The sequence below is a fragment of the Hoeflea ulvae genome (assembly GCF_026619435.1).
Taxonomy (GTDB): domain Bacteria; phylum Pseudomonadota; class Alphaproteobacteria; order Rhizobiales; family Rhizobiaceae; genus Hoeflea; species Hoeflea ulvae.
On the sequence record NZ_JAOVZQ010000001.1, the window covers coordinates 597159 to 618665 of the forward strand.

The 21507-nt window shown below is 63.3% G+C and carries 15 protein-coding genes and 1 pseudogene; 15 read left to right on the plus strand and 1 reads right to left on the minus strand.

Annotation, left to right across the window (positions count from 1 at the left end):
• Position 1 precedes the first annotated feature (1 nt).
• The 5 genes and pseudogenes from OEG82_RS02960 to OEG82_RS02980 all read left to right on the plus strand — a co-directional run bounded on the left by OEG82_RS02960 (position 2) and on the right by OEG82_RS02980 (position 7465).
• The gene (locus OEG82_RS02960; RefSeq protein ID WP_267614839.1) at positions 2-1348 is read left to right on the plus strand and encodes an FAD-binding protein; all 1347 of its coding nucleotides are present in this window, start codon (positions 2-4) and stop codon (positions 1346-1348) included.
• A gap of 103 nt (positions 1349-1451) precedes the next feature.
• Entirely contained in the window at positions 1452-2444 is a 993-nt protein-coding gene (locus tag OEG82_RS02965; RefSeq protein ID WP_267610979.1) for an NAD(P)H-dependent glycerol-3-phosphate dehydrogenase, read from the plus strand.
• A gap of 153 nt (positions 2445-2597) precedes the next feature.
• Positions 2598-4844 carry an AGE family epimerase/isomerase gene (locus OEG82_RS02970; RefSeq protein WP_267610980.1) on the plus strand — a complete coding sequence of 749 codons (2247 nt, stop codon included), beginning with the start codon at positions 2598-2600 and terminating at the stop codon, positions 4842-4844.
• A 76-nt stretch (positions 4845-4920) separates the two neighbouring features.
• Positions 4921-6347: pseudogene (locus OEG82_RS02975) on the plus strand (phosphomannomutase).
• A gap of 173 nt (positions 6348-6520) precedes the next feature.
• Positions 6521-7465, plus strand: a complete 945-nt coding sequence (locus OEG82_RS02980; RefSeq protein ID WP_267610981.1) for a LysR family transcriptional regulator — start codon at positions 6521-6523, stop codon at positions 7463-7465.
• Here the strand turns inward: OEG82_RS02980 and OEG82_RS02985 are convergent.
• The gene (locus OEG82_RS02985) at positions 7456-7941 is read right to left on the minus strand and encodes a RidA family protein (RefSeq protein WP_267610982.1); all 486 of its coding nucleotides are present in this window, start codon (positions 7939-7941) and stop codon (positions 7456-7458) included. The genes OEG82_RS02980 and OEG82_RS02985 overlap by 10 nt on opposite strands.
• A 268-nt stretch (positions 7942-8209) precedes the next feature.
• Here OEG82_RS02985 and OEG82_RS02990 point away from each other — a divergent pair, with 268 nt between their 5' ends.
• The 10 genes from OEG82_RS02990 (at position 8210) to nirB (ending at position 21504) form a co-directional block, all read left to right on the plus strand.
• Positions 8210-9601: an amidase gene (locus OEG82_RS02990; RefSeq protein WP_267610984.1), complete on the plus strand. Its 1392-nt coding sequence runs from the start codon at positions 8210-8212 to the stop codon at positions 9599-9601.
• A 26-nt stretch (positions 9602-9627) separates the two neighbouring features.
• A complete protein-coding gene (locus tag OEG82_RS02995) occupies positions 9628-10617 on the plus strand; it encodes a TRAP transporter substrate-binding protein (RefSeq protein ID WP_267610985.1) in 990 nt (329 codons plus the stop codon).
• Between the two features lie 22 nt (positions 10618-10639).
• A complete protein-coding gene (locus tag OEG82_RS03000) occupies positions 10640-11149 on the plus strand; it encodes a TRAP transporter small permease (RefSeq protein WP_267610986.1) in 510 nt (169 codons plus the stop codon).
• 10 nt (positions 11150-11159) lie between these two features.
• On the plus strand, positions 11160-12434 hold the full coding sequence (locus OEG82_RS03005) for a TRAP transporter large permease (RefSeq protein WP_267610987.1): 1275 nt from the start codon (positions 11160-11162) through the stop codon (positions 12432-12434).
• 186 nt (positions 12435-12620) lie between these two features.
• On the plus strand, positions 12621-13220 hold the full coding sequence (locus OEG82_RS03010) for an ANTAR domain-containing response regulator (RefSeq protein WP_267610988.1): 600 nt from the start codon (positions 12621-12623) through the stop codon (positions 13218-13220).
• Complete coding sequence (locus OEG82_RS03015; RefSeq protein WP_267610989.1) at positions 13221-14435, plus strand: CmpA/NrtA family ABC transporter substrate-binding protein; 1215 nt, start codon at positions 13221-13223, stop codon at positions 14433-14435. It abuts the gene before it with no gap.
• A 319-nt stretch (positions 14436-14754) separates the two neighbouring features.
• Positions 14755-16134 (plus strand): CmpA/NrtA family ABC transporter substrate-binding protein, encoded by a 1380-nt coding sequence (locus OEG82_RS03020; RefSeq protein ID WP_267610990.1) that lies wholly within the window; start codon positions 14755-14757, stop codon positions 16132-16134.
• A 74-nt stretch (positions 16135-16208) separates the two neighbouring features.
• Positions 16209-17276 (plus strand): ABC transporter permease, encoded by a 1068-nt coding sequence (locus OEG82_RS03025; protein ID WP_267610991.1) that lies wholly within the window; start codon positions 16209-16211, stop codon positions 17274-17276.
• Positions 17277-17285: 9 nt separating this feature from the next.
• Positions 17286-19046, plus strand: a complete 1761-nt coding sequence (locus OEG82_RS03030; RefSeq protein WP_267610992.1) for an ABC transporter ATP-binding protein — start codon at positions 17286-17288, stop codon at positions 19044-19046.
• Between the two features lie 4 nt (positions 19047-19050).
• Positions 19051-21504 carry a nitrite reductase large subunit NirB gene (gene nirB / locus OEG82_RS03035; protein ID WP_267610993.1) on the plus strand — a complete coding sequence of 818 codons (2454 nt, stop codon included), beginning with the start codon at positions 19051-19053 and terminating at the stop codon, positions 21502-21504.
• Positions 21505-21507 lie beyond the last annotated feature (3 nt).

Consider the following 21507-nt stretch of genomic DNA (forward strand, 5'->3'; position numbering starts at 1 on the left):
GATGGGCGCCGAATTCGAAAGCTGGGGCCGGGTGGTGCGCCATCCGCGCACCAAGGCGCCTGCCTCCGGTTTTTCGCGGGACGTGCCGCAGGGTTTTCTGGCTTTCGGCAATGGCCGGTCCTATGGCGACAGCTGCCACAATGACCGCGGCCGCCTGATCGCCATGCGGCCGGGCGCCGCCATCAGCGCCTTTGATCCCGAGACCGGCATCCTGACCGCCGATGCGGGCGTGCTGCTGTCGCAGATCCTGGCGCTGGTGATGCCGCACGGTTTCTTTCTCGAGGTCACGCCCGGCACGGCGCAGGTCACGCTTGGCGGCGCCATTGCCAATGATGTGCATGGCAAGAACCATCATCACCGCGGCACATTCGGCGGATCGGTGCTTTCTTTCGTGCTGCTGGGCAGCGACGGCGCGCGCCGGACCTGTTCGCCGGACAGCCACACGCCGCTGTTTGAAGCCAGCATCGGCGGCATGGGGCTCACCGGCATCATCGAAACCGCCACCATCCGGCTGATGAAGGTCCCCTCCGCCAATGTCCGCCAGACCGCCTTCCGGTTTGAGTCGATTGACGGCTATTTCGACGCGATCGACGAGATTGATGCCGCGCATGAATATTCCGTGGCCTGGATCGACCAGCTGGCGCGCGGGCCGCGGCTCGGCCGCGGCGTGCTGATGGCCGGTGATCATGCCGAGGATGGCGGAGCGGCGCGCGCGCCGTCGGCGCCGCGGCTTTCGGTGCCGGTCGCTCCGCCGGTCAATCTGCTCAACCGGCTGACGCTGAAGGCCTTCAACGGGCTCTATTATGGCCGCGCGCCCGCACAGCCGGCGACGAAGATCGTGCCCTGGGCCTCCTATTTCCATCCGCTGGATGCGATCAGCGGCTGGAACCGGCTCTATGGCCCGCGCGGGCTGTTCCAGCACCAGAGCGTCTATCCCGCGGCCAATGCCCGCCGGACCACGATCGCGCTGATCGAATGCGCCCAGAATCATGGCGCCGCCTCCTTCCTGACCGTGCTCAAGCGCTTTGGCGATTTTGCCTCTCCGGGTCTGATGTCGTTTCCGCGTCCGGGCTTCACCCTGACGCTGGATTTCGCCAATTCCGGCGAGGCGACACTCAAGATGCTCGATGCGCTCGACGACATCGTGCTTGAGGCCGGCGGTGCGCTCAATCCCTACAAGGACCAGCGCATGTCGCCGGAAATGTTTGCGGCCTCGTTTCCGCAGTGGCGGCAGATGGAAGCGATGCGCGATCCGGCGGTGATGTCGGATTTCTGGCGCCGCACGGCGATGGTTCTGGCGCGAGACGAAGACCTGGCGCACCGAAGCGAGCAGGCCGCCCACGCCTGAGAGGCGCTGATCCTGCTTGCCAGGCCCGGCCCTTGCAAGTAACCCGGACCATGCACAGCGACTGAGGCCGGCCCGCTCCGGCCCAACCCCGAAGGCCACAGCCATGTCCCGTATCTGCATTCTCGGCGCCGGCGCCTGGGGAACTGCACTGGCCACCGCCTTTGTTGGGCAGGGTCACGCGGTGCGGATCTGGGGCCGAAACGCTGAGACCTGCGACGAGATCAACCGGCAGCACACCAATCGCGCCTATCTCGGCGAGGCGAAGCTGCCCGAGGACCTGCAGGCCACGCCCGACATGGCGCAAGCCGTGACCGGCGCCGAAATCGTGCTGTTCGTCGCCCCGGCACAGTCGACCGGCGCGGTTGCCGCCAGCATTGCTGCGCATCTGGCGGCCGATGCGGTGCTGATTGCCTGCGCCAAGGGCATCGACAACCGCACCGGCCAGATGCAGAGCGAGGTCATCGCCGCGCAATTGCCCGATCATGCGATCGGGGTTCTCTCCGGCCCGAGCTTTGCCGCCGATGTGGTGCGCGGCCTGCCGACCGCGGTGACGCTGGCAATGCCGGAGCAGGAAGCGGCGCAATCGCTGGCGCAGAACCTGTCGGGCGGCGCGGTGCGGCTTTATGCATCGGATGACATAGCCGGCGTGCAGATCGGCGGATCGCTGAAAAACGTCATGGCGATTGCCGTCGGCATTTGCCGCGGCGGCGGCATGGGCGCCAGCGCCGAGGCTGCGCTGATCACCCGTGGCTATGCCGAGCTGGTGCGGCTTGGCGTGGCGATGGGGGCGCGGGCCGAAACCCTGCTCGGGCTGTCGGGCCTGGGCGATCTGGTGCTGACCTGCTCGTCGGAACTGTCGCGCAATTTCGCCTATGGCATTGCCGTCGGCCGCGGCGAGGATGTCTCCGGCCTGAAGCTGGCCGAGGGTGTGCATACGGTGTCCATCGCCAATGACATTGCCGACCGGCACGGGATTTCCTGCCCGGTGATGCAGACCGCCGGCATGGTGCTGTCGGGTGCGATGTCGGCTGAGGAGGCGCGGATCGCGCTGATGTCGCGCCCGGTCAAGGCCGAACACCCGGAGCGCCGGGAGTAAGCCGCGTGTCACCGGCTTCGGGTAAGGTCCCGGCTTTTATCTGCAATCAATCCGCAGGATTGCCCGGAGGGTGAGAGGAATTTTCACCTTTTCCGGTTTTAATCCGGTCAAATCAGGTCAATCGCTGAAAGGCCGCGGCAAGCGGAGCATTTTATGGGCTCAAGCCACACCATCACGCCCGTCATCCTGTGCGGCGGCGCAGGGTCCCGGCTCTGGCCGATGTCGCGGGATTCGAAGCCGAAACAGTTTCACCGCCTGGTCAATGACAAGACCCTGCTGACCAACACGCTGGAACGGGTCGATTTCCGCGGCGAGGGGCTGCGCTATCTGCCCACCCGCATTGTCGGCGGGGTGGGATTTGAATCGCTGCTGGTCGAACAGGGCGAAACCGGCAGTGTCGAAGTCGAGCGCTATGTGCTTGAGCCGCTGATTCGCGACACCGCGGCTGCGATCGCGGCGGCGATTGCCGATCTGGCCGAGAGCGATCCCGAGCGGATGGTGCTGGTGCTGCCGTCCGACCACCAGATCTCCGATGTCGCAGCCTTCTTCGATGTGATCCGCACCGGGGCGCAGGCGCTGGCCGCACGCGGCGGCATCATGACCATCGGCATTGCGCCCACCCGGCCCGAAACCCAATATGGCTATATCGAGCGCGGCGAGGGCGACGGCCCGGTCTATGACGTGTCGCGCTTTCGCGAAAAACCCGATCTCGAAACCGCCGAAAGCTTTCTGCGCTCCGGACGGTTTTTCTGGAACGGCGGCATCTTCATGTTCCGCGCCGGCGAGATGGGCGCCGAGCTTGCCCGCCAGCAACCGGAAGTCTGGGCCCAGGCGAAACTCGCCGTCGAACGCGCCGAGGTGGAAGGCAAATGCTACCGGCTCGATGCCGAGGCCTTTGCCGCCAGTCCGAAGATCTCGATCGATTATGCGGTGATGGAAAACGCCCCGCGCATCGGCGTGGTGACTGCGAGCTTCGACTGGAATGACCTGGGCTCCTGGAACCAGCTGCATGACGGCTCGCCGCTTGACGAGAGCGGCAATGCCCGCTTTGGCGATGTGCTGACCATTGATGTCTCCAACAGCTATCTGCGCTCCGAGGACCGGCTGCTCGCCGTTGCCGGGCTCGACAACATCATCGTGGTGTCGCAGCCCGATGCGCTGCTGATCGTGCATCGCGACAAGTCGCATCTGGTCAAGGACATTGCCGGGCGGGTCAAGCAGAGCGGCGAGTGGCCGCCGCTGGCGGTGGCCCATTCGGGCCGGCCGGTGCCCTCGTCGCGGCTGATCCGCAAATGGCTGTTCGACAAGGCGCTGCCGCTCTGGGCCGGCGCCGGCGTCGATCGCGCCCATGGCGGCGTGTTCGAGGCGCTCAATCATGACGGCAGCCCGGCCGATCTCGGCCACAAGCGGCTGAGAGTGCTGGCCCGGCAGATCTATTGCTACGCCAATGCCGAGCTGCTGGGCTGGGAGGGTGACGCCCGCGCCGTGCTCAGCCATTGCTTTGCGACCCTGACCCGCACCGGCTGGCATGATGATGGCGGCTGGATCCACCTGTGGAACCCCGACGGCACGGTGAAGGATCCGCAGCGCGACACCTATGACCAGTGTTTCGTGCTGCTGGCGCTGGCCTGGCTGTGGAAGGCGACGAAATGGCCCGAGGCGCGCGAATGGGCCGAGCGCACCATCGCCTATATGGATGATCACCTGGTCGATCGCGCCAATGGCGGCTTTTACGAATCGAGCCTGCGGCTCGACTATCGCCGCGCCAATCCGCACATGCATTATCTCGAGGCGATGCAGGCCTGGTACGAAGTCACCGGCGAGCGCGCCTTTCTCGACCGCGCTCAAACGGCGGTGGATCTGTTTACTTCGGTGTTCTTCGATCCCGAAAGCTGGAGCGTCACCGAGCATTTCGAGCGCGACTGGTCGGTGCGCCAGGACAAGCCGGCCCGGGTCGAGCCGGGGCATCATTATGAATGGGTCTGGTTGCTGTTGCGCCAGGCACGCTTCGCCGACCAGCCGCAGCTGAAGGAATATGCCCGCAAGCTCTATGCCACCAGCCACGCCTTCGGCCATGCCCGCGGCACCGATGCGGTGTGTGATTCGATGGCGCCGGACGGCTCGGCCATGATTGGCACGGCGCGGCTATGGTGCCAGACCGAGGCGCTCAAGGCCGGGCTGCTGGCCCGCGCCGAAGGCCTGCCCGGCGACGAGACGCTGTTCATCCGCATGCTCGACGTGATCTTCAACCGCTATCTGGTCACACCGGCCGAAGGCGGCTGGTATGATCAGATCGACCCCAATGGACGGGTGATCTCCAAGGACATGCCGACCAGCACGTTTTACCATGTGTTCTGTGCGCTGGTGGAATATCTCAGGCACGAGGACATGCTGCCCTGATTTTCGAGGGTGGCACTGCGGGCGCGACCGGGCCGGACATTGCATCGAGACGGCGTCATCAATGGGAGAGACAATCATGGCCGCCAAATTCGGCACCAGCGGGCTTCGCGGCCTGGTCGGGGATCTGACCGACGGCACCGCCGCCGCGCATGCGGGCGCCTTTGCGCGCCATCTCCGGCGCTCTGACAGGGTGAGCGCGGGCGCGCCGGTGTTTGTCGGGCGCGATCTGCGTTCCTCCAGCCCGCAGATCAGCGGCCAATGCGCCGCGGCGCTGGTGGCCGAGGGGCTGGAACCGGTCGATTGCGGCGTGCTGCCGACACCGGCGCTGGCGCTGCATGCCATGGCCAGGGGGCTGCGGCGCTGATGATCACCGGCTCGCACATCCCCGATGACCGCAATGGCGTCAAGTTCTACCGTCCCGACGGCGAGATCGACAAGGAGGACGAGGCGGCGATTTCGGAGCTTGCGCCGCAGCTCCGTGCCGCAGCGCTGCCGGCGCCGAAAGGCCTGCGCGACGACACGGATGCGGCCACCGACGCCTTTGTCGATCGCTATCGCGGCTTTGCCGACAACGGGCTGCTGTCCGGCCTGCGCATCGGGCTCTACGAGCACAGCTCGGCAGCAAGCGGGGTGCTGGCGGATATTCTTGAAGAGGCCGGCGTCGAGGTGGTGCGGTTGGGCAGGTCGGATGTGTTCGTGCCGGTCGACACCGAAGCCGTGTCGGACGAGACCCGGGCGCTGGTCGCCGGCTGGGTCGGCAGTCACCGGCTCGACGGTCTGGTCTCTGCCGATGGCGACGGCGACCGGCCGCTTGTCGCCGATGAAACCGGCCAGGTGCTCAGGGGCGATGCGCTGGGGCTGATCACGGCGCGTTATCTTGAGGCCGATGCGGTGGTTACGCCGGTCACCTCCAATTCCGGCATCGAAAGCCGCTGCCAGGCCCAAGTCCTTCGCACAAGGGTCGGCTCGCCGCATGTCATTGCCGGCATGGCGCAGGCGCTGGCTGCCGGCTGCAAGCGGGTGATCGGCTTCGAGGCCAATGGCGGCGTGCTGACCGGCAACGAGATCGAGGTGGGCGCGGCCAGGCTCGCAGCGCTGCCGACGCGCGACAGCGTGCTGCCGATTCTCTGTGCGCTCGCCGCGGCCCGGTCCCGGGGCGAAAGCCTTTCGGCCCATGTCGCCGGTCTTGGCCTGCCGGTGGCCGTCAGCGCCCGCATCGAGAGTTTTCCCACCGCCAAAAGCCGGGCGCTGGTCGCCAGCCTGTCGGAAGATGCGGCTCTGCGCGCCAGCTTCTTCGAACCGGCCGGAGCCGTGGCGGCGGTCGATCTGACCGACGGTCTCAGGGTGACGCTCGACACCGGCGCCATCATCCATCTGCGCCCCTCGGGCAATGCGCCGGAAATGCGGGTCTACAGCGAGGCTGCAACCCGGGCCCTGGCCGAAGACCTGGTGACACGCACTATCGCGCGGGTTGCCGAAGTTTCCGGCGGTCCTGCGGAATAGGGGTGATGGCGGTTGTGACTTTGGCTGCGGCTTCTGTCCACGATTTCGCCGCAAAGCACAGGCCTGTCTCCGGCCGCATGGCGGCCCGGTCCTGCGTGCGCCGGAAAGAGAAACTTGCCACACCGAACGTGTTGACAGTTGTGTGATAAGACCTCACACAGCGAGGATGGGTGATGTTGAACCTGACAGCAGCGAAATATTTCCTGGAGGTGGCGCGGCTGCGGTCGATCCGCCTGGCCGCGGACCGGTTGCATGTGGCGCCATCCGCGATCAGCCGTCAATTGTCCAAACTGGAACATGAATTCGACGTGCAGCTGCTCGAGCGCCATTCGGGTGGCATCCGGCTCACCGCCGCGGGCGAATTGCTGACCCGGCATCTCGCCATGGTCTTCAACACGATCGATGTTGCCAAGGGGCAGATCTCCGATCTCAAGGGTCTGCGCAGCGGGCAGGTGTCGATCGCCACCGTCGAGGGCGTGTCCGGGCCGTTCCTGTCCGACAACATCGCCACCTTCCGGCAGGATTACCCGTCAATCGATTTTCGGGTCCGCATCCGCGGCCGGGAAAGGGTGCTGGAAGCGCTCGAACAGCATTTGTGCCAGATCGGCTTCATCTATGACCATTTCTCCCATCCCTCCCTGGAGACCATGGGCAAGTGGCGCCAGCCGCTGCTGGCGCTGGCCCGCCCGGATCATCCCCTTGCCGACGGCCGTCCCCTGCAGCTCAAGGATCTGGTGCCGGTGACATGCGTGCTTCCCGATGACGGCTTCGGAATCCATCATCTGGTCAAGCGCGCCTTTGCCAAGCTGGGCGCCACGCCGAACACGACACTGGTGGCGGACCAGTTCCACTTTCTCATCGCCCATGCGGTGCGCACAAACGCGATCGTCTATCTGCCGCTTCAGGCTGCGCTGTCCGAGGTGCAGGCGGGCCAGATCGTGCCGCTTAACCTCGAGTGCAAGGACTTCGATTACCGCTATATCTATGCCGTCGTCCGCCGGGACCAGCAGCTTGCGCCAGCGGCATCCGCGTTTCTGCGTTTCATCCTGGCGGAATTCCAGGCGGGCGAGAAATCCGACGCGGAGCTGCTGGCAAAGCTGCGTGGAAATCAGGCGTGAAGTTCGATGGTGATGTCGGCCTCGACCGGCGCGTTGAGGCCGAGCTCGTGCTGGGTCAATGCGGCGCGGGCATGTTTGCCGTTGTCTTCACCCCATAGGGCGACAAACAGATCGGACGCGCCATTGAGCACAAGATGGGGTTCGGCAAAACCGGGCGCGCAGGAGACATAGCCGATCATCTTGACGATCCGCTTGACCCGGTCGAGATCGCCCAGCACCTTCTTCATCATCGCCAGATGGTTGATCGCCATCAGACGGGCAGATGCGTAGCCCTCCTCGATGGTCAGGTCGGAGCCGACCTTGCCGACATAGGGCAGCACATCATTGTCGTTTTCGTCCGGCTGCGTGCCCAGCGTTCCGGAGGTGTAGAGGATGTTGCCGACGACAACGCCGGGCAGATAGTTGCCGATCGGCTTGGGGACCCGCGGCAGGATGATTCCCATTTCTTTCAGGCGGCCTTCGGTCTGGTGGGACATGTGATGCACTCCTCGTTTCAACTGGCGTGAAATTAGCCGGAACCGGCCGCGGAGGGAGCGCGAAACATGCAACACTGCTTTGCCGAAACGGCAACGCGTAACTTTGATCGGCCCCTGATGTCCTGTTTAAATCCAGCAAAAACAACAAGATGAGAGATCCGCGTTGTGGCGGTGTCAAAACCCGGTCGTCTTGCCGCCTTATTTCGGCGCTGGCGTTTTCCGGCGCCGCTCATAAGGTTTGGACTTCACGGAACGAGAAAGTGGCGTCTTGAAACATCAGTCCCTTGCCCAGATCGCGCAGAATCTTCGACAGCACAAGCTTTCGGCAGCCGAGCTGGTTGCCAAAGCTGTTGCCGGCTTCGATTCATCGGAATCCGTTGTCCACGCCTACAAGCACTGGGCGGGCACGCAAGCCGCCCGGCAGGCTGACGCGGTCGATGTCTTTTTCGAGGCCGGCCAGGATCACGGACCGCTGATGGGAATGCCCGTGTCGGTCAAGGATCTGTACGGCGTGCCGAACATGCCGGTATTTGCCGGCACCGACACCGCCTTTGCCGAGAGCTGGCAAGCTCCCGGTCCCCTGGTGCAGTCGGTGATCTCGCAGCTCGGCATCGTCATGGGCAAGACCCACACGGTCGAGTTCGCCTTTGGCGGCATCGGCACCAATCCGCATTGGGGCGCGCCGGTCAATCCGTGGTCGGGCAAGGATGCGCCGCGCGTGTCGGGCGGTTCGAGTTCCGGCGCCGGCGTATCGCTGGCCCAGGGGTCGGCCCTGGTTGCGCTGGGAACCGACACGGCAGGCTCGGTCCGGATCCCGGCCGCCTTTACCGGCCAATGCGCGCTCAAGACCACCCATGGCCGCTGGTCCACCCAGGGCATCGTGCCCCTGTCCCCGTCGCTTGATACGCCCGGCGTGCTGTGCCGCACCGTCGAGGATCTGGCCTTTGCCTTTGCCGCCCTTGATGGCAGCGACAAGGACCCGGTCGGGCCGCGCGGGCTTTCGGGGCTGCGCATCGGTGTCATCGAGAATGTGGTCTGGGACGAGATCGACCCGACCATCGCCGCCAACACCGAAGCCGCGCTTTCCACGCTGGAAGCCAAGGGCGCGATCGTTTCCGGGCTCACGCTGCCCGGCGTTGACGCGGTGCTGGAGATCTTCCGCCAGGGCGGACTGGCGGCTCCGGAGCTGCGCAGCTTCATGGATGCCGATTGTCCCGACCGCATCACCCGGCTTGACCCCATGGTGCGGGCCCGCGTCGAGGGTGCGGACCAGATCTCATCGACCGAATATCTGCGCCGCCGCGACGTGCTGGCAAAGACCGGGCGGGACGGCCTGTCGGTCTTTGACCGGTTTGATGTGCTGCTCTCGCCAACGGTTCCCGTCAGTGCGCCCTTGCAGTCTGACATGACCGACGGCGCGGCCTACCGCACCGCCAACATGCTGGCCTTGCGCAACACGGCCATCGTCAATCTGTTTGGCTGGTGTGCCCTGACCCTGCCTTCGGGCATTGACGGCAATGGCATTCCATCCGGAATCCAGCTGATCGCCCCACCCATGCAGGAGACGCGTCTCCTGGCGATCGCGCTCGGCGTCGAAGCTGCTGTCGGCCGTGCGCCGGAGCTGCTTGGCCGGCCACCGCTTCTTTCATCCGCAACCTGACTCAAACACCACCTACAGGAGACACCATGTCCATCAAAACACTTGGTCTGACCTTGGCGACAGCGCTGACCTTCAGCTTCTGCGGCGCAGCCTACGCCGCTGATTTCACCTTCACCTTCGCCCATGTGCTGACCGAAGACACCCCCAATGCCCGCGCCGCCGTGCGCTTCAAGGAAGAAGTCGAGGCCAAATCCGACGGCCGCATCGAGATCAACATCCGCCCTGCCGCGCAGCTCGGCGGCGATGTGGAAATCATCGAACAGACACAGATGGGTCTGGTCCACATCTCCATTCCGCCGACCGGCAACCTGGCCAACTTCAATGAGAAGATGTACCTGTTCGACCTGCCGTTCCTGCTCAGCGACAATGAGGCGATGAAGCGCGTTCTCGACGGCGAAGTCGGAACCGAACTGCTCGGCACGCTCGGCGGCAACAATCTGCACGGCATCGCCATGTGGGGCGCAGGCTTCCGTCACATGACCAACAATGTCCGTCCGATCAATGGCCCGGAAGACCTCAACGGCATCAAGATGCGCACATTGCAGGCGCCGACCATCCTGTCGACCTACCGTGCCTATGGCGCCAACCCGACCGCGATGGCCTATGTCGAAGTCTATAACGGCCTGCAGCAGGGCGTTGTCGAAGGCCAGGAAAATCCCCTCGCCAACATCAACTCGATGCGCTTTCATGAAGTGCAGAAATACATGACGCTGACCGGCCACGCCTATCACACCTATGCAGCCGTCATGAACAAGCAGGCCTGGGAAAGCCTGCCGGAAGACCTGCAGACAGTGGTCGAGGAAGCAATGATCGTCGGCCGTGATGCGGCGCGTGAATACACCAATGAAGACGAGGCCCGCATTCTCGACGCAATCAAGGACCAGATCGAAATCCAGGAACTGTCCGAAGAGGGCCGCGCTGCATTCATCGAGGCATCCAAGCCGATCTATGATGAATTCCGTCCGAAGGTTTCGCCTGAGCTGATGGACAAGGCGCTCGCCGCCTCCAAGGGTTAATTCACGTGAAGGGGGCTGGTCTATGATCGAAGGATTGAACCGCATTGTCGACTGGATTGAAAATGTCTCGGTCACCTTGCTCATTCTGACCGCAACGGTTGTCGCCATCGTGCAGGTTATCGCGCGCTATGTCTTCAACAACTCGCTGTACTGGTCGGAGGAACTGATCCTCTATTCGCTGATCACCATGAGCTTTCTGACCATGGGCATGGGGGTGCGTTACGCCTCCCATATCAGCGTCGAGGCGGTCTATGCGATCGCCAGCCCCCGCATGACCCGCGCACTCCAGATCGGGGCTGCCAGCCTCGGTCTGATCTTTGCCGGCGCGTTGATCTATTACGGCAGCAAGCTGTCGATCAACACGTCGCGCATGGGGCAGCTGTCGCCCGCGATGCGCGTACCTGTCGGCTATATCTACATGATCATTCCCCTTGCAGGCAGCTTCATGGTGTTGCGGTACCTGCTGATCATGCAGTTCCTTCTGACCGGGCGCGACTATGTCGCGCCGCAGGTCGACATCAAGACAAGCTGAGGCCGCCACCATGTTATCAGCCCTTGTTCCGGCCTTTTTCGGCCTGTTGCTCTTCGGCCTGCCGATCTTTGCGGCGCTCGCCCTGTCCGTCGGGCTGGTGTTCTATTTCTGGAGCGGAATAGACCCCGTTGTCGTGCCGATGCGGATGTTCTCCGGCATGAACAACTTCTCGCTCATGTCGATCCCCTTCTTCATTCTCGCAGCCGAACTGATGCGCATCGGCGGATTGTCAGACCGTCTCATCGGCCTCGCCCGGGCGTTGATCGGCTGGCTGCCCGGCGGCCTTGCTGCCGCCGCCGTGGTCGCCTGCCTGATGTTCGGATCGATCTCCGGGTCGAGCCCGGCCACGGTGATTGCCATCGGTGCGATCATGTATCCGGCGATGGTCTCGGCCGGCTATGACAGGTTTTTCTCGATCGGGCTGATCACCACGGCGGGCACATTGGGTCCGATCGTGCCGCCGTCGATCGCGCTGATCATCTACGGCTCGGTGACCGGAACCTCGGTGGGCAAGCTGTTTGCGGCCGGCCTGCTTCCGGCCCTGCTGATCGGCGGAATCCTGATCATCTATGCCTGCGCCTATTCGCTGCGCAAGGGCTATCCGCGCGATGCATTCCCGACGGTCAGCAGCGTGCTTGTTGCCTTCAAGCGTGCCGCCTGGGGTCTGGGCCTGCCGGTGATCCTGCTGGGCGGCATCTATACCGGTGTCTTCACCCCGACCGAATCGGCGGCCACCGCCTGTCTTTACGGCTGGTTTGTCGGCGTCGTGGTCTACCGCACCATCTCATTGAAGGGCATGCTGATCGTGCTGCGCAACACCGGTCTGATCTCGGGGCCGCTTCTGCTGATCACTGCCGGCGCCTCGGCCTTCTCCTGGCTTCTGGCCAGCACCGGAGCGCCATCGCAACTGGCGACCTATATCCTCTCGGGCACCGAAAATCCGGTGATCGTGGTGGCGCTGTTCAACCTGATCCTGCTGATCGCCGGCTGTTTCCTCGACAGCGCCTCGGCAATCATCATTCTCGGGCCGCTGATGCAGCCGATTGCCGCCCAGGTTGGCGTCGATCCGATCCATTTCGGCATCATCATGCTGGTCAATCTCTCGGTCGGCATGCTGACGCCGCCGGTGGGGCTGAACCTGTTCGTGGCGATGGGGGTCGCCAAGATGACGCTGTTCGAGATTTTCCGCGCAGCCATCCCGACCATCCTGCTGATGGTGGTGGCGCTGATCATCCTGTCCTATGTGCCGCTGTTCAGCATGTGGCTGCCCAACCTGATGTACTGACCAATCGGCTCTGATGCTGATTGCGGCAGACCTGCCGTGACCGGATCCCCGGGCGCCATTGCCGGCGCCCGGATGCTGGGCAGCGCGCCCGCTTCACGAGGCTGGCCGGCGCGATCCGCACCCTGATTCTGATCGTGCCGGCATTTTGTGCGTTGCACAATTTCCGCAATTGCGCAGAATGCGGCGATGACTGACCGGCTTCCCTCTGTGCTGATCATTGATGAAAACGCCACCCGCGCCTCGATCATCGAGGCGGGACTGGCGGCGGCCGGGCACAGCCAGGTGATGGTGATCAACGAGATGCACGGCATCGCCGCCAAGATCGCCCTGCACGAACCGGACGTGATCGTCATCGATCTGGAAAACCCCAACCGCGACATGCTCGAAAGCATCTTTCAGCTGTCGCGGGCGGTGAAACGGCCGATCGCCATGTTTGTCGACCGCTCCGACACCGAAGCCATGCAATCGGCCATTGATGCCGGGGTTTCGGCCTATGTGGTGGACGGGCTGCGCCAGGAGCGGGTCAAGAGCATTCTGGATATGGCCATCAGCCGCTTCAACGCGTTTTCGCGGCTTGAGCGCGAACTGAAAGAAGCCCGCGGCGCGCTCGAGCAGCGCAAGGTGATCGACCAGGCCAAGGGGCTGATCATGACATCGCGCGGGGTCGACGAGGACGCCGCCTACAAGCTGCTGCGCAAGGCGGCGATGAACACAAACCGCAAGATCGTCGATGTCGCCGAAAGCCTGGTGATGTCGGCGCGGTTGCTTGGGGATGAGGGCAAGTAGATGATCACGGAACTCAGCGCCGGGTTTTTGCCCCTGACCGACAGCGCCATCCTGATTGCCGCGAAGGAGCGCGGCTTCGCCGAGGCAGAGGGCATTGCGCTCAACCTGGTGCGCGAAACCTCCTGGGCCAATGTCCGCGACAAGCTGGCCGTCGGTCAGTTCGAGATTTCCCATGCGCTGGCGCCGATGCCGATAGCCGCCAATCTGGGGCTCACCCCGTTTGACACGCGGCTGATCGCGCCGATGGCGCTCGGCCTTGGCGGCAATGCCATCACGGTGAGTACTGCGCTGCTGGCAAAGATGCAGGACGAGAGCGGATTCCTGGGCCTTGATGCGGAAGCTGCCGGGCGGGCCCTTGCAGATGTCGTCGCGGCCGGCCGGTCGGGCGGTGACAAACTGCTGCAATTTGGCGTGGTGCATCCGTTCTCCGGGCACAATTTCGAACTGCGCTACTGGCTCAGCGCCTCGGGCATCACCCCGGACAGTGATATCGAGATCGTCATCCTGCCGCCCTCGCTGATGGCGGACGCGCTGGCCTCGGGTCAGATCGACGGCTATTGCGTCGGTGAACCGTGGAATTCGGTCGGCGTCGCCAGAGGCGCAGGCCACATCATCACCACCAAATCCTCGATCTGGGCCTCGAGCCCGGAAAAGGTGCTGGCCGTGCGGGAAGACTGGGCCGGCGAAAATGCCGAGACGCTTCATGCCCTGTTGCGCGCGCTCTACCGCTCGGCCGAATGGTGCGGCCAGCCCGAAAATCATTCCGAGCTCGCCGCACTTCTGGGCTCGCCCGCCTATCTTGGCCAGCCGGCCGAGTTCATCCTGCCGGCGCTGGACGGCTCCATCCTCGGGGCGTCGCCCCCAGGCGGCGGGCGCGATTTCTTCCAGCCGCATGCCCGCGCCGCGACCTTTCCCTGGCAGAGCCACGCCCTGTGGTTCTATTCGCAAATGGTGCGCAGCGGGTATGTCGGCCATTCCGCAGCACACGCAGAGATCGCGCGTCAAAGCTACCGGCCGGATATCTACCGCGCGGTGATGACCGGGATCGGCGTGCCGGTGCCGTCCGCGAATTCCAAGGTGGAAGGCGCGCTCAAAGAGATGGTCGCGGTCGGCGCCTCCTCGCAATTCCTCTATCTCGGCCCGGACGGTTTCTTCGACGGCGCGGTCTTCGATCCTGACCGGCTCGATGCCTATATCGCCAGCCAGACCGCATGACCCGACAGGGGCAGAATCCAAATCTGTCTGTTTTTTAGCCTTTGATTTATGCTGCTTTGCACAATGCATGCGCAGCCGCCAAAGGCATCCGCATTCCCGCGCCTTTCCCAACCGATTGATTTCATAAGTAATAATCAGTTTTCGTCAAACTGGCACGCCCATTGCATTACCTTGGACAGCTTTCCACGGCTGAAATCAGGTCCAATGACGGACCCACTTAGGCAACGCCGCCAAATCGAAGTTACCCGCATCCTCCCGCGGCACTTCGATTTGGCGGCTTTTTTGTTGCGGTCACACGACACCGCAAAAGGAGACAGGAATGACCATGACATTCACACGGCGCACCGCTCTTGCTCTCAGCGCGCTGGCCCTGGCGTCGGCCACCATGCTGACTCCCGGCCAGGCCGAGATGCTTGAGGTCGAGAAGGACGAGCTGAAATTCGGCTTCATCAAGCTCACCGACATGGCACCTTTGGCGATCGCCTATGAGAAGGGCTATTTCGAGGACGAGGGCCTGTTTGTCACGCTGGAGCCGCAGGCCAACTGGAAGGTGCTGCTTGACCGGGTGATTACCGGCGAACTCGACGGCGCCCACATGCTGGCAGGCCAGCCGCTGGCCGCGACCATCGGCTTCGGCACCAAGGCCCACATCGTCACTCCGTTTTCCATGGACCTCAACGGCAACGGCATCACCGTGTCCAACGAGGTCTGGGAGCTGATGAAGCCGCATCTGGAAAGCGGTCCGGACGGCAAGCCGGTGCACCCGATCAAGGCCGACGCGCTGAAGAAGGTGGTCGACAAGTTCAAGGCCGAGGGCCGCCCCTTCAACATGGGCATGGTGTTCCCGGTCTCCACCCACAATTACGAATTGCGCTACTGGCTTGCCTCGGGCGGCATTCACCCCGGCTTCTATTCGCCGTCCGATGTTTCCGGCCAGATCGGCGCCGATGCGCTTTTGTCGGTGACGCCGCCGCCGCAGATGCCGGCGACGCTCGAGGCGGGCACCATTGATGGTTATTGCGTCGGCGAGCCCTGGAACCAGGCTGCCGTATTCAAGGGCATCGGCGTGCCGGTGATCACCGATTACGAGATCTGGAAGAACAATCCGGAAAAGGTCTTCGGCCTGACCAAGGAATTCACCGAGGAAAACCCCAACACCACGCTGGCTCTGACCAAGGCGCTGATCCGCGCCGCCAAATGGCTTGACGAGAACGACAATGCCAACCGGCCCGAGGCCGTCGAGATCCTGGCCCGGTCGGAATATGTCGGGGCCGACGCCGAGGTTATCGCCAATTCGATGACCGGCACTTTCGAATACGAGAAGGGCGACAAGCGCGAGGTTCCCGACTTCAACGTGTTCTACCGGTATTTTGCCACCTATCCCTATTATTCGGATGCGGTCTGGTACCTGTCTCAGATGCGCCGCTGGGGCCAGATTTCAGACGCCAAATCGGATGAGTGGTTCGATGAGACCGCCAAATCGGTCTATCTGCCGGACATCTATCTCAAGGCCGCGCGCATGCTGGTCGAGGAAGGCCATGTCGCTGAAGCCGACTTCCCCTGGGACAGCGATGGCTACCGCGCGCCGACCCCTGCCGCCGATATCATCGACGGCATCGCCTATGACGGCAAATCCCCCAACGCCTATCTCGACAGCCTGACCATCGGCCTCAAGGGCGATGAAGTTGCCGGCGGCTGAGGCCTCTCCCGACACTCCGGAGCGCCTTGCCGGGCGCTCCGCACCTGATTGTCTTCTCACAAGGATCTGAAACGATGGCAAACGCCACCGATACCGCACCAATCGACCTCAGCGGCCGCGAGAAAGTCTTCTCCGCCATCACCAAGGCCAGCGGCTGGCTCGATGCACTGGGCTTTTCATGGCTGGTCCCGATCCTGCGCATGATTGCCGGCGACAGCCCGCGGACGCAGCTCCACGAGCTCAAGCGCGTGCTGCTCATCCCGCTGCTGGGCATTCTGGCCTTTGTCGTTGCCTGGGGTGTGCTGGCGCCCAAGGTGCAGACCTCGCTTGGCGCGGTTCCCGGACCGGTGGAAGTCTGGGAGCAGGTTGAAAACCTGTGGGACGACCACGTCCGCGAACGGGAAAAGGCGGCGCAGTTCTACGAGCGACAGGACCAGCGCAACGAGAAGCTGGTGGCCGCCGGCAAGGAGCCGAAATTCCGCACCTATACCGGCAAGCCGACCTATTTCGACCAGATCATCACCTCGCTGTTCACCGTCGGTCTCGGCTTCGGCATCGCCACGCTGATCGCGGTTCCGCTGGGGATCGGGTCGGGATTGTCGAAAACCTTCAACGGCGCGATCAACCCGCTGATCCAGATCTTCAAGCCGGTGTCGCCGCTGGCCTGGCTGCCGATCGTGACCATGATCATCTCGGCCACCTATGCCAATCCCTATGACTGGATGCCGAAATCGCTGCTGATCTCGGCGGTCACCGTCACGCTGTGCTCGATGTGGCCGACACTGATCAACACCGCCCTTGGCGTGGCCTCGGTCGACAAGGACCTGATGAATGTCGGCCGCGTGCTGCAGCTGCCGACCTCGCGCACCATCACGCAAGTTGTGCTGCCCTCGGCGCTGCCGCTGATCTTCACCGGATTGCGGCTGTCGCTCGGCGTCGGCTGGATGGTGCTGATCGCGGCCGAAATGCTGGCGCAGAATCCAGGCCTCGGCAAGTTCGTCTGGGACGAATTCCAGAACGGCTCGTCGCAGTCGCTGGCCAAGATCATGGTCGCTGTGCTGACCATCGGCATCATCGGCTTCATGCTCGACCGGCTGATGTTTGCCCTGCAGCGCGCCTTCACCTTTTCGGCCAACCGCTAGGGGATTGCGATGACCATTCTCGAAATCTCCGGCCTGTCGAAATCCTATGGCGAAGGCGAAACCCGCACCGAGGTGCTGAGCAACATCAACCTGAAGGTCGCGGACGGTGAGTTCATCGCCATCGTCGGCTTCTCGGGCTCGGGCAAGACAACCCTGATCTCGCTGCTGGCCGGGCTGATCGCGCCCGACGAGGGCGGCGTGATCTTCAAGGGCACCGAAATCGACGGCCCGGGACCCGAACGCGGCGTGGTGTTCCAGTCCTATTCGCTGATGCCCTGGATGACGGTGGCCGGCAATGTCAGCCTCGCCGTCGACAGTGTCTTCAGGAAAAAGTCGCGCGCCGAGCGGGCCGCCATCGCCGACACCTATATCGACATGGTGGGGCTCAGCCATGCCCGCGACCGCAAGCCGGCGGAACTGTCGGGCGGAATGCGCCAGCGTGTGGCCGTTGCCCGGGCGCTGGCAATGCGGCCGGAAGTGCTGCTGCTTGACGAGCCGCTGTCGGCGCTTGACGCGCTGACCCGCGCCAAGCTGCAGGACGAGTTCGCCGACATCTGCCAGAAGGAAAAGAAGACCATCATCCTCATCACCAATGATGTCGATGAGGCCATTCTACTGGCCGACCGGATCATCCCGCTCAAGCCGGGTCCGAACGCGACGCTCGGCCCGGATTTTCCGGTCAATATCGCGCGGCCACGCAACCGTGCCGACATGAATTCGGATACGGATTTCATCCGATTGCGCGGCGAGATCACCAGCTATCTGATGGAAGTCGGCGCCGAACGCGGAGCCGAGGACGAGCGCGAAATCCGCCTGCCCAACATCGTGCCGATTTCGCTCGGTAAGCAGAAGCTGCCGAAGGCCTATCTCGAGGCGTCAACCGCGCTGAAGGATGACAACTATCTCGAATTCAGCCAGCTCAAGAAGGTCTATCCGACACCGAAGGGGCCGCTGACCGTTGTCGACGGCTTCGAGATGAAGATGAAGAAGGGCGAATTCACCACGCTGATCGGCCATTCCGGCTGCGGCAAGTCGACCGTGCTGTCGATGGTGGCGGGCCTCAACCCGATCACCGAAGGCGCAATCATCCTCGACGGCAAGCACATCACCGAGGCCGGTCCGGACCGGGCGGTGGTGTTTCAGGCGCCGTCGCTGATGCCGTGGCTGACGGCTTACGAGAATGTCGCGCTGGGCGTCGACCGGGTCTACCCGAATGCGACCGGGGCCGAGCGCAACGACGTGGCGGAATACTATCTGCAGCGCGTTGGCCTGATTGATTCCATGCACCGCGCCGCCTCGGACCTGTCTAACGGCATGAAGCAGCGGGTCGGCATCGCCCGGGCCTTCGCATTGTCGCCCAAGCTGCTGCTGCTTGATGAACCCTTCGGCATGCTCGACAGCCTGACACGCTGGGAGCTGCAGGATGTGCTGATGGATGTGTGGAAACGCACCCAGGTCACGGCCATCTGCGTCACCCATGATGTCGACGAGGCGATCCTGCTGGCGGACCGGGTGGTGATGATGTCGAACGGGCCCAATGCGAGGATCGGCAATGTCATGGAGGTCGATCTAGAGCGTCCGCGCTCGCGCAAGGCGCTGCTCAATCACCCTGACTACTACGCCTACCGCGAAGAACTGCTTGAATTCCTCGAAGCCTATGAGGGCGGCGCCAATCCGTCCGAGGCACAGCTGAAATCCATTTCTCAAAAACGGTCCGAACGGGTCGCCCGCCAGAAAAGCGCGGCCACCCGTCTGACCGCAGCGGAGTAAGCTCATGACTGAGAAACAAAAGCTTGTCGTCATCGGCAATGGCATGGCCCCGGGGCGGATGCTCGAGCATCTGTTCGAGACGGCGCCTGATGCCTATGACGTGACCATCTTCAACGCCGAGCCGCGCGTCAATTACGACCGCATCATGCTCTCGCCTGTGCTCTCGGGCGAGAAGAGTTTTGAGGACATCATTATCCACGGTGACGGCTGGTACGTCGACCATGGCGTCATGCTCTACAAGGGCCACAAGGTGGTCGAGATCGACCGTGAGGCGAAGACCGTCCGGTCCGAGCATGGCGAGGTTGCAGCCTACGACAAGCTGGTGATCGCCACCGGTTCGGCGCCCTTCATCATTCCGGTTCCGGGCCACAAGCTGCCCGGCGTGCTGACCTATCGCGATCTCGATGATGTCGACGCGATGCTGCTTGCGGCCCAGTCGCGCGGCAAGGCTGTGGTCATCGGCGGTGGATTGCTCGGACTTGAAGCCGCCGCGGGACTGAAAGAACGCGGCATGGATGTCACCGTCATCCACCTGATGCCGTCACTGATGGAGCGCCAGCTCGATCCCGCCGCCGGCTACCTGCTCGAACAGGAGCTCGTAAGCCGCGGCATCAAGGTGATCACCAAGGCCAGCACCAAGCAGATCCTTGGCGAAGCCCGTGTTGAAGGCATCGAGCTCGAGGACGGCACCATTATCCCGGCAACGCTGGTGGTGATGGCGGTCGGCATCCGGCCCAGTGCTGCGCTGGCGAAGGAAGCCGGGCTCTCGGTCAATCGCGGCATCGTGGTCTCCGACCACATGCAGACCAGCGATCCCGACATCTATTCGGTGGGGGAATGCGTCGAGGTCAACGGCAATGTCTACGGGCTGGTCGCACCGCTCTACCAGATGGCGGAAGTTGCCGCGGCCCATCTCAGCGGTGACACGGGCAAGCGTTTCGTCGAGACCTCGACGGCGACCAAGCTCAAGGTCACCGGCATCAATCTCTATTCCGTCGGAGACTTCGCCGAGGCCGAGGGCCGGGAGGAGATCGTGCTGCGCGATGCCGCCGCCGGGGTCTACAAGCGGCTGGTGCTCAAGGACAACAAGATCCTTGGCGTGGTGCTTTATGGCGAAACCGCCGATGGCGCCTGGTTCTTCGATCACCTGAAGAAACAGATCGACATTTCGGAGATGCGGGAATCACTGATCTTCGGCCAGGCCTATCAGGGAGGGTCCCCCATGGACCCTATGGCAGCCGTTGCAGCCTTGCCGGATGATGCGGAAATCTGCGGCTGCAACGGCGTTTGCAAGGGAAAGATCACCACAGCCATCACCTCGAAGGGGCTGACGGGCCTTGATGAGGTGCGCGCCCACACCAAGGCCTCCGCATCCTGCGGCACCTGCACCGGGCTGGTCGAGCAGCTGCTCGCGCTGACCCTGGGGGATGCGTACAACCCGGCGGCGGTGACGCCGATGTGCGGCTGCACCGGGCTCGGCCATGACGACGTGCGCCGCCTGATCAAGGCCAAGGAACTCAAGACCATTCCGGCGGTGATGCAGGAGCTGGAGTGGAAAACCTCCTGCGGCTGCGCCAAGTGCCGTCCGGCGCTCAATTACTACCTGGTCTGCGACTGGCCGGATGAATATGCCGATGACTATCAGTCGCGCTTCATCAACGAGCGCGTCCACGCCAACATCCAGAAGGACGGCACCTATTCGGTGGTGCCGCGGATGTGGGGTGGCATGACCTCGTCGACCGAGTTGCGCGCGATTGCCGATGTGGTCGACAAGTTCGACATTCCGGCGGTCAAATGCACCGGTGGTCAGCGTATCGACATGCTCGGCATCAAGAAGGAGGATCTCCCGGCAGTCTGGGCAGACCTCGGCAAGGCCGGTTTTGTTTCGGGTCAGGCCTACGCCAAGGGGCTCAGAACCGTCAAAACCTGCGTCGGCACCGACTGGTGCCGGTTCGGCACGCAGGATTCCACAGGACTCGGCATCAAGCTGGAAAAATTCATGTGGGGCTCCTGGACCCCGGCGAAGCTGAAGCTGGCTGTTTCCGGTTGCCCGCGCAATTGCGCCGAAGCCACCTGCAAGGACATTGGCGTCATCTGTGTCGACAGTGGCTACGAGATCCATTTCGCCGGTGCTGCCGGTCTCGACATCAAGGGCACCGAGATCCTCGGTAACGTGAAGACCGAAGACGAGGTGATGGAACATGTTGTCGCGCTTGCGCAGATGTACCGCGAGCAGGGCCGCTATCTCGAGCGCATCTACAAATGGGCCAAGCGCATCGGTCTCGACGAGATCCGCGACCAGATCATGCAGCAGCATGACAAGCGGAAAGGCTATTACGAGCGTTTCGTCTTCAGCCAGAAATTCGCTCAGGTCGATCCCTGGTCGGAACGGGTGTCAGGCAAGGACAAGCACGAGTTCAACCCGATGGCGACACTCAGCCTGGAGGCAGCGGAATGAACG

Excerpts from the sequence above, each read along its gene's own strand:
- OEG82_RS02960 (WP_267614839.1), top strand. The coding sequence starts at position 2 with ATGGGCGCCGAATTCGAAAGCTGGGGCCGGGTGGTGCGCCATCCGCGC.
- OEG82_RS02965 (WP_267610979.1), top strand. The coding sequence starts at position 1,452 with ATGTCCCGTATCTGCATTCTCGGCGCCGGCGCCTGGGGAACTGCACTG.
- OEG82_RS02970 (WP_267610980.1), top strand. The coding sequence starts at position 2,598 with ATGGGCTCAAGCCACACCATCACGCCCGTCATCCTGTGCGGCGGCGCA.
- OEG82_RS02980 (WP_267610981.1), top strand. The coding sequence starts at position 6,521 with ATGTTGAACCTGACAGCAGCGAAATATTTCCTGGAGGTGGCGCGGCTG.
- OEG82_RS02985 (WP_267610982.1), bottom strand. The coding sequence starts at position 7,941 with ATGTCCCACCAGACCGAAGGCCGCCTGAAAGAAATGGGAATCATCCTG.
- OEG82_RS02995 (WP_267610985.1), top strand. The coding sequence starts at position 9,628 with ATGTCCATCAAAACACTTGGTCTGACCTTGGCGACAGCGCTGACCTTC.
- OEG82_RS03000 (WP_267610986.1), top strand. The coding sequence starts at position 10,640 with ATGATCGAAGGATTGAACCGCATTGTCGACTGGATTGAAAATGTCTCG.
- OEG82_RS03005 (WP_267610987.1), top strand. The coding sequence starts at position 11,160 with ATGTTATCAGCCCTTGTTCCGGCCTTTTTCGGCCTGTTGCTCTTCGGC.
- OEG82_RS03010 (WP_267610988.1), top strand. The coding sequence starts at position 12,621 with ATGACTGACCGGCTTCCCTCTGTGCTGATCATTGATGAAAACGCCACC.
- OEG82_RS03015 (WP_267610989.1), top strand. The coding sequence starts at position 13,221 with ATGATCACGGAACTCAGCGCCGGGTTTTTGCCCCTGACCGACAGCGCC.
- OEG82_RS03020 (WP_267610990.1), top strand. The coding sequence starts at position 14,755 with ATGACCATGACATTCACACGGCGCACCGCTCTTGCTCTCAGCGCGCTG.
- OEG82_RS03025 (WP_267610991.1), top strand. The coding sequence starts at position 16,209 with ATGGCAAACGCCACCGATACCGCACCAATCGACCTCAGCGGCCGCGAG.
- OEG82_RS03030 (WP_267610992.1), top strand. The coding sequence starts at position 17,286 with ATGACCATTCTCGAAATCTCCGGCCTGTCGAAATCCTATGGCGAAGGC.
- nirB (WP_267610993.1), top strand. The coding sequence starts at position 19,051 with ATGACTGAGAAACAAAAGCTTGTCGTCATCGGCAATGGCATGGCCCCG.